The 7070-nt window shown below is 70.5% G+C and carries 5 protein-coding genes and 1 pseudogene; 4 read left to right on the top strand and 2 right to left on the bottom strand.

Features of this window, described 5'->3' with window-relative positions; genetic code table 11:
- The 3 genes and pseudogenes from ACH4UM_RS41505 to ACH4UM_RS41495 all read left to right on the top strand — a co-directional run.
- A pseudogene (locus ACH4UM_RS41505) lies at positions 1–379 on the top strand (hypothetical protein); the annotation flags it as partial.
- A gap of 494 nt (positions 380–873) precedes the next feature.
- Complete coding sequence (locus tag ACH4UM_RS41500; RefSeq protein WP_398191790.1) at positions 874–3657, top strand: SpoIIE family protein phosphatase; 2784 nt, start codon at positions 874–876, stop codon at positions 3655–3657.
- A gap of 220 nt (positions 3658–3877) precedes the next feature.
- The gene (locus ACH4UM_RS41495) at positions 3878–5017 is read left to right on the top strand and encodes an ABC transporter substrate-binding protein (RefSeq protein WP_398191787.1); all 1140 of its coding nucleotides are present in this window, start codon (positions 3878–3880) and stop codon (positions 5015–5017) included.
- A gap of 117 nt (positions 5018–5134) precedes the next feature.
- Here ACH4UM_RS41495 and ACH4UM_RS41490 read toward each other — a convergent pair whose 3' ends face one another.
- On the bottom strand, positions 5135–5272 hold the full coding sequence (locus ACH4UM_RS41490) for a hypothetical protein (protein WP_398191793.1): 138 nt from the start codon (positions 5270–5272) through the stop codon (positions 5135–5137).
- 23 nt (positions 5273–5295) lie between these two features.
- On the opposite strand from ACH4UM_RS41490, the gene ACH4UM_RS41485 reads away from it, so the two are divergent.
- Complete coding sequence (locus ACH4UM_RS41485; RefSeq protein WP_398191784.1) at positions 5296–5901, top strand: class I SAM-dependent methyltransferase; 606 nt, start codon at positions 5296–5298, stop codon at positions 5899–5901.
- 20 nt (positions 5902–5921) lie between these two features.
- Here ACH4UM_RS41485 and ACH4UM_RS41480 read toward each other — a convergent pair whose 3' ends face one another.
- Positions 5922–6641: a hypothetical protein gene (locus ACH4UM_RS41480; protein WP_398191781.1), complete on the bottom strand. Its 720-nt coding sequence runs from the start codon at positions 6639–6641 to the stop codon at positions 5922–5924.
- Positions 6642–7070: the final 429 nt, after the last annotated feature.

The raw sequence follows: 7070 nt of genomic DNA, 5'->3' as shown, positions 1-7070 counted from the left end.
CCCGCAGGGGGTCAGATGCTCGGAAGGTGCGCCCACGTCCCTCGCCTTGATGGTCAGTCGGCAAGGGCGCACCTACGCCGACGCCAGGCCGCGATGGGGACCGGCGAGACGGGAGGCCAAGCATGCCTCGCGCCGGGCCGCGGTCGTCGTCGAGGCCGGCCGGATCCTGGCGGTCGCCGAACGGCCGGTGATCCTGGCCGGCGCGGGGGTGGTGCGGGCCGGAGCCCGGTCCGCGCTGCTGGGCCTCGCCGAACGGCTGCAGGCACCGGCGGCGACCACCTTCGTCGGCAGGGCGCCTTCCCCCGGGAACACCCGCTGCGCCGGCAGCCGCCGTGCCGAGTGGGCCGGTCATCGTGATCCCGGTCCGCCGAGGCTGTGAACAGCAGCAAGGGCCGACTGGGCCGGATCCTGCGGACGCAACGCGCGCAACAGCGACCCAGGGACGTGGGGCTCTCGATGGTGTGGGACTGTCCCGCCACCCAAGGTGATCGGCTCCAGGAACACCGGCCCGCACCTGGCTCCGACGTCGGCGCCCTGGTCGGCCTGGGTACTGCCTGGTGCCGATGGTGTCCATCGAACCGAGCCGGTCTCCGCGTTCGGTCGGCCGCCAGGCTCCGATGTTCCGCCGCGTGAACATGGAAGCTGCCTTCCACGGTCAGCCGGCTGCCGCCGCCGGTGCCGAACGACGTCGCCATGTGGGCTCGGACCGGACATTCAGAGGCTGTGCGTGACTGCAGGCACCCGGGGAGCTCGTCGCCGTCCCTGTGCGGACAGGCCCGTCCCGGTCGCTTCATGGTTGGCCGCGCAGAACGATAGAAAGGGAACATGAATGGAGTTTCGGGTGAATCCGGGCGTGGTGTGCCTGATGCGTCCATGAGGACTCAGCGGCCCCTTCAGCCCCGTGAGGGGGGAGGGACGTGGCGGTCGGGCTCGCTGCTGAGCGCGCACAGCCTCGCCGGCCAGGTCTTCCTTCTGCAGCTGGCCGTCGTGGTGCTGATCGTCGTCGCCGCCCTGGTGGCGCTCGTGGTGCAGGCCCAACGCGACGTCATGGCGGACGCCCGGCACCGGACTCTCACCGCGGCGCAGACGTTCGCGAACTCCCCGGGGGTCGTGGCGGCACTGAACAGCGCGAACCCGACCGCGGTGCTGCAGCCGCACGCCGAGGCGGCCCGGAGGGCCGCAGGCGTCGACGCCATCATCGTGTACCGGCTGGACGGGATCACCCTCACCCACAGCGACCCGCATCAGATCGGGAAACACCTCATCGGCCCATACGCGCAGGCGGCGACCGGCAAGCCGTTCACGAGTACCTTCCAGGGGTCCCTGGGACTCTCGGTGATCTCGGCGGTTCCCGTCAGGGGTCCTGACGGCTCGGTCATCGCCATCGTCTCCGCGCCCGTCACGGTTGAGAACGTGCGGCACAGGGTGAACCGGCAGCTGCCGGTCCTCTTCGGCGGCGCCGCCGCGGCCCTTGCCGTCGCCGCAGGCGGGTCGGGCCTGGTGAGCCGCCGGTTGCGGCGGCAGACCCATGGCCTGGGGCCGACCGAGATGACCCGGATGTACGAGCACCACGACGCGGTGCTGCATGCCGTGCGGGAAGGGGTGCTGATCGTCGGCGGTGACGGCCGGCTGCTGCTGGCCAACGACGAGGCACGGCGGCTGCTGGACCTGCCGACGGACGCAGAGCGGCGACACATCACCGATCTGGGGCTGGATGAGGCCCTCACCGGGCTGCTGGCCTCCGACCGTCCCGCCACCGACGAGGTGCACCTGGCGGCCGACCGGCTGCTCGCCGTCAACAAGCGGCTCACCGTACCTCACGGACCGGTCGGCAGCGTGGTGACCCTCCGGGACACCACCGAGCTGCGGGCCCTCTCCGGCCGGGCAGAGGTGGCGCGCGAACGCCTGAAGTTGCTCTACGACGCCGGCCTGCGGATCGGCACCACGCTCGATGTGAAGCGCACAGCCGAGGAACTGGGCGAGGTGGCGGTGCCCCGGTTCGCCGACATCGTCACCGTCGAACTGCTGGACCCGGTCCTGCACGGCGAGGAGTCCCCCGGTGCGACCGCCGGGATCACCGAGTTGCGCCGCAGCGCCGTCGCCGGTCTGGACGCGGACCATCTCCTCCACCCCGCCGGCGAGCTGATCCCGTTCGTGCCGGACCACCCCGTCTCCATGGCGATGGCCGACGGCAGGCCGGTCCTGGTCGCGGACCTGAGCGCCTCCGACGGCTGGCGGGCCCAGCATCCCGAACGTGCCCGGCGGATCCTCGACCACGGCATCCACTCGATGCTCGTGGTTCCGCTGCGAGCCCGCGGCGTGGTGCTGGGAGTGGTGGTCTTCTGGCGGGCGAAGGGCTCCCCCTCGTTCGAGGACGAGGATGTGTCCTTCGCCGAGGAGCTGGCCGCCCGGGCCGCGGTGTGCATCGACAACGCCCGCCGCTACACCCGCGAACACACCATGGCCGTCACCCTGCAGCACAGCCTGCTGCCACGCGGGCTGCCCGAGCAGTCCGCCCTCGACGTGGCCTATCGATACCTGCCGGCCCAGGCCGGGGTGGGCGGGGACTGGTTCGACGTCATCCCGCTGTCCGGCACCCGGGTGGCGCTGGTCGTAGGTGATGTCGTCGGCCACGGTCTGCACGCCGCGGCGACCATGGGCCGGCTGCGCACCGCCGTTCGCAACCTCGCCGGCTTGGACATGCCTGTGGAGGAGCTGCTGGGCTGGCTGGACGAGCTGGTGGCCCAGATCGACGCCGAGGAGGGCGCCGCCGCGGAGGACGGGCCGGGGATGATCACGGGGGCGACCTGCCAGTACGCCGTCTACGACCCCACCTCCGGGCGGCTGGCCCTCGCCACCGCCGGCCATCCGGGACCGGCGGTGGTCCGGCCCGACGGGACCGTCGACTTCCCCCAGGTGCCCATCTCACCGCCACTGGGGCTCGGCGCCAGCCTGCCGGTCGAGACCGCCGAGCTCATCGTGCCCGAGGGCTCCCGGCTGGTGCTCTTCACCGACGGACTGATCGAGGACCGCACCCGGGACGTGGACGCCGGTCTGGAGGCCCTGCGCGATGCTCTGACAGGGCCCGATCGCACGCCGGAGTCCACTTGCGCGGCGGTGATGGACGCCATGCTGTCCGACCGGCCCAGGGATGACATCGCGCTGCTGGTGGCCCGCACGTGCCGGCTCGGACCAGCGCAGGTCGCCGAGTGGGACGTGCCCCGTGACCCGGCGGCGGTGGCCCCGGTGCGCACCGCCTGCGTCCGCCGGCTGACGGAGTGGGGCCTGGAGCAGGTCGCCTTCACCGCCGAACTCATCCTCAGCGAGCTGATCACCAACGCCATCCGCTACGGCGCCGAGCCCGTCGCCGTCCGGCTGCTCCGCACGGTGCCGATCAGCGGCCCCGCCCCGGGCACCTTGATCCTCGAGGTCTCCGACGGCAGCAGCACCTCGCCCCGGCTGCGCCGGGCGAAAGTCACCGACGAGGGCGGCCGCGGACTTTTCCTGGTCGCCCGGTTCGCCGAACGCTGGGGAACCCGCTACACGCCCACCGGAAAAGTCATCTGGGCCGAACAGTCCCTCCACGGCGGCGCCACGCCGGAGGCGGAAGGACTCGGTGAGATCCTGCTCGGCCAATGGGACGACACGGCACCGTGAGGAGAGCGTGTGCCTCCCGTTCCCCTGCGTTCGCGCACGAAGCGTGCGGGCAGGGGCGCGACTGCGGCCCGGGGCGTGAGGAGGCCGCGTTCCGCCGGGGAAAGGCGCTGATCACAGCCTTTCCGGGTGGGATTCCGCCATCGAAGCGGCCGGGTACCCTGGCCTCAACAAATCGGCCTCCCTCGGTGACAACCTCGTTCCCCCACCCCCTGGAGCAGTCGTGACCACACCCCGTGCCGGAGCAGCGGCCGTCCTCGGCTGCTTCGCTCTCGTGGCACTGGGCCTGAGCGCCTGCGAGAACACACCGACCGCCAGACCCGAGAAGCCGTCGGTGGCCACCTCAGCCGAGGACGTGGGCGGCATGCGGGCACTGATCGCCGCGGCGAAACAGGAGGGCACGCTCAGAGCGATCGCGCTGCCGCGCGACTGGGCCGACTACGGGGGCCTGATCGACGGCTTCGAGAAGAAGTACGGGATCAAGGTCGCGGTCGACGATCCGCAGGGCCACAGCGAGGACGAGATCGACACTGTGAGGAAGAGCGGGAACCGGCCGACAGCCCCCGACGTGATCGACGTGGGCGATACGTTCGCGCGCAGCGCCGGGAAGCAGAACCTGCTCGCGCCGTACAAGGTCGCCGCTTACGACTCGATCCCCGGTAATCAGAAGGACTCGAGGGCCCGCTGGTACAACAACTACGGGGGCTACATCTCCATCGGCTGCGACGCCAACCGGGTCAAGCCCTGTCCGGAGACCTTCGCCGATCTGCTGAAGCCCGGTTACCAGGGCAAGGTCGCGCTCGAGGGCGACCCGACCCGGTCGGCCACCGCCTTCGCCAGCGTCTATGCGGCCGCGCTGGCGAGCGGCGGGTCGTTCGAGGACATCCAGCCCGGTCTCGACTTCTTCGCCAAGCTCAAGAAGAGCGGCAACTTCAACCCCCTCAATTCCAACTCGGCAACGGTCGAGGACGGCCGGACCCCCATCAGCATCAACTGGGACTACATCAACCTCCACTACGCCGACCAGCTCCGCGGCAAGGGCGTGAACTGGCAGGTCGCGATCCCCTTCGACGGCAGCTTCGCCCAGTACTTCGCGCTGGCGGTCAACAAGAACGCCCCGCACCCGGCGGCCGCCCGACTGTGGCAGGAGTACCTCTTCAGCACCGAGGGCCAGAACCTCCGGCTGCGCGGCTATGCCCGCCCGGTGCTCATGGACGCCATGAAGCAGGACGGCACCCTCGACGAGGCCGCCGCCGCACGACTGCCGACGGTTGAGGGAACTCCGCAGTTCCCGACGGACGCGCAACTGGAGAAGGCGAGGAAGACGGTCACCCGGGGCTGGGCGAAGGCCGTCTCCGGCTAGAAGGCTCATGAAGATCATGGGTTCCGGCCCCGCCGCGTGAGCGGCGGGGCCGGACTGCTTGGTGTGGTGACGGGGGATCGGGCCGGGGCCAAGGGCAGGCACCGGCGGGCTTTGGACTCAACCGCGCTGGACGATGCGGTCGCCACGCAGGACACCGTGACCCGGTTCATCCCCGCGCCGACGGCTGCTGACCTTCCCGCCCTTCTCTGCGACGGCCTTCAGCGCCGCGAGCTCGGTCGCATCTTCGAGCAGCACACGGTCTGCCTATAGTTGGGCGCATGAGCCGTTGGCAGGAGTTGACCGGGGGGACGTCCGGACAGGACTACGCCGCACGGTTCGCTGCCCTGGCCCGTAGCGGGAAGGAGGTGCACGGTGAGGCGCGGTTCTGCGCAGCGCTCGTGCCCGCCGGAGCCCGGGTGCTGGACGCCGGGTGCGGCACCGGACGGGTCATGATCCGGCTTGCGGAGCTCGGGTACGACTGTGTCGGGGTGGATCTGGACGCGTCGATGCTGGCAGTGGCGCAGAAGCAGGCGCCGGGACTGCCCTGGTTCCAGGTCGATCTGGCCGGGTTCGAGCCGGACCTGCTCGGCATCGCAGCGGACTTTGATCTCGTGGTCGCCGCAGGCAACGTTTTCCCGTTGCTCGCTGCCGGTACCGAGGCCACGGTGGTCAAGCGCGTGTCCGCGGTCCTGCGCCCGGGTGGTCTGATGGTCGCCGGCTTCGGCCTGGACGAAGCCCACCTGCCCGTGCCGCCCGGCCTCACCCTGTCAGGGTATGACGACTGCTGCGCCGCAGCCGGCCTCACTCTCGTCGACCGTTTCGCCACCTGGGACGCTGACCCTTACGACGACGGTGGCTATGCCGTCAGCGTCCACCGCCGGTGAGCTCCTGCGGGACATCTTGATCATCGCGCCCGCCAGGCGGGCGGCAGCTTCCCCGAGCAGCCCGCTCGCTTCCGGCTTCCGGCCGGGGCGGGTGTTCGTCGTTTCGGTGCCCCTTCTGCCTGGGTCCTCCCTTCGCCGTCGTCTCGGTGCTCTGGTCGGAGGGCGCGGCCCGGGGCGTCGTAGGCGTAGGTGGTGGAGCGGCCGTTGCGCCACCGGACTCTCATTCGGCCTTCCCCCGCCACCGCCTCGAAACACAGAAGTCGGCAACCGCCGCCGCTGAGCGGCTCTCTGACCGGCCGTGGCCGGATCACTCTGGGGCGCTGGGCGTGAGGACCGCCGTCAGCAGACGGTTGGCCAGCGGGGTCGGTGCCCCGGAGCTGAGGCTCATGTCGGATACGGAGTAGACGCCGCGGAGGGACAGGGTCGCGGGTGGCGAACATGCCGTTGGCGTAGCCGAGGTCGTGGCCGGTCTTGCCCCAGAGCATGCCCCCCTGTGGCAGCGGGGTGGACATCAGACCGGCGCCGAAGCATGCCACCCTGGTGCAGCTGGTGCAGCTGGTGCAGCTGGTGCCGATGAACGGGACGAGGTTGCCCGCGTTGTCCTTGGGCAGGGTGAACATCTCGTTCAGCTGCGCGGCGGGCAGCAGGCGGCCCTGGAACAGCGCGGTGGTGAAGTGGTCCAGGTCCTCCGGCGTGGAGATCATGTTGGACGGGTCGCCGCCCTGCTCGCTGACGTCCACCGGCACCTCCGCCTTGAACGAATGGTCGGTGACCTGCCGAGGCCACCGGAAGTGCGCACTGGCTGACGTGGGTTTCCGCCCGGCTGCTTTCAGGGGGGATCCCCGGCCGCTGTGCGGTGCTGTGCGGGCCGCTGGTTGCGTGGCCGGTGGGCATGGGGCGACCGAGGGTGATCCGGTCTGTCCGCGGGGGTGTCCACGGCCAGCATTTTTGTCCGCTCAGGAATTCCAAAGTGTTGGTCAGCCGCCGACGTTGCAGGGGAGGATGGTCGCCATGATGGATGAAGGCTCCGCTATCGACCCCACCAAGCCCAGTATCGCCCGCGTCTACGACTACCGAGGTTGTCAATTCCTTTGTGTATGTAGAGGCATGCGTGCTTGCTGGTCGGGCCGTCGGCGGTGGTTACTGTTGGTGATCTTGCCGAGGTCAGA

It is taken from the genome of Streptomyces sp. NPDC020801 (genome assembly GCF_044334385.1).
GTDB lineage: Bacteria > Actinomycetota > Actinomycetes > Streptomycetales > Streptomycetaceae > Streptomyces.
The sequence above is the reverse complement of the archived record's forward strand: the minus strand, read 5'-3'. Positions and strand labels throughout refer to the sequence as shown.

Bases quoted from the DNA above. Each gene is read 5' to 3' on its own strand.
- ACH4UM_RS41500 (WP_398191790.1), top strand. From the start codon at position 874: ATGAGGACTCAGCGGCCCCTTCAGCCCCGTGAGGGGGGAGGGACGTGG.
- ACH4UM_RS41485 (WP_398191784.1), top strand. From the start codon at position 5,296: ATGAGCCGTTGGCAGGAGTTGACCGGGGGGACGTCCGGACAGGACTAC.